Origin of the sequence: Bartonella sp. AC10YNML (assembly GCF_042196825.1) — a bacterium.
In the GTDB taxonomy this organism is placed as follows: domain Bacteria; phylum Pseudomonadota; class Alphaproteobacteria; order Rhizobiales; family Rhizobiaceae; genus Bartonella.
In genome coordinates, this window is record NZ_JBHIRA010000077.1 from 1 (window position 1) to 671 (window position 671).

Genomic DNA, 671 nt, shown 5'->3' on the forward strand with positions numbered 1-671 from the left:
CATTGATGAAATTTTCCTAAATCAACATCAAGATTATCAACATCAAACGCCTGATTAAACTGAAGATGCTGATAAACAACCTGAATCTGCGGATCAAAAACAACACCTTTATACCCTGTTGCAAACGTTCTACCGCTCGTTAAAGAACCGCTAAACTGTTTACCCTTTAACGCCACAACCTTGCCCCGTGAAAGGGTCAAAACATCACCCTTAAAAAGACCATACGATACCACCCCATCTATATAAAAACCCCTATCATGCTGCAAACTCCCATAGGCAGCAACAGACCATTTATTAAATGCGCTTTTTTTGCTTTGTTCAACATCCTGAGGGTGTAGAGAAAGATTTCCATAGTTCCCCAAAACTCCAAAGAATGTACGACCATGTAAACTCTCAATCTCGTTTAACAAAACACCTGCTTCAAGTGCATTATAATCGAGCTCAGCACCATAGCCATATTCAAAAGCAGATAAATTGGAAGCATAATGATGGCTCCCCCCATAAGCACGCAGAAAAAAGGCTGTCTTTTCATTCTCTTTCCAAGAAGAATGAAAAGCATTCCGCATTATCTCCAACGTCTTATTTTGCGTGATCATATCCACTAAACCAGCATGAAATAAGGCATTTGGCAAAAGAAGATAAGTTGGAACCTGTGGAACAACAGCTCTAAT

1 protein-coding gene is annotated in these 671 nt (G+C 39.6%); it reads right to left on the minus strand.

Features of this window, described 5'->3' with window-relative positions:
* A partial coding sequence (locus ACFINA_RS09715) for an autotransporter outer membrane beta-barrel domain-containing protein (RefSeq protein WP_375615532.1) occupies positions 1–671 on the minus strand: 671 nt, incomplete at both ends.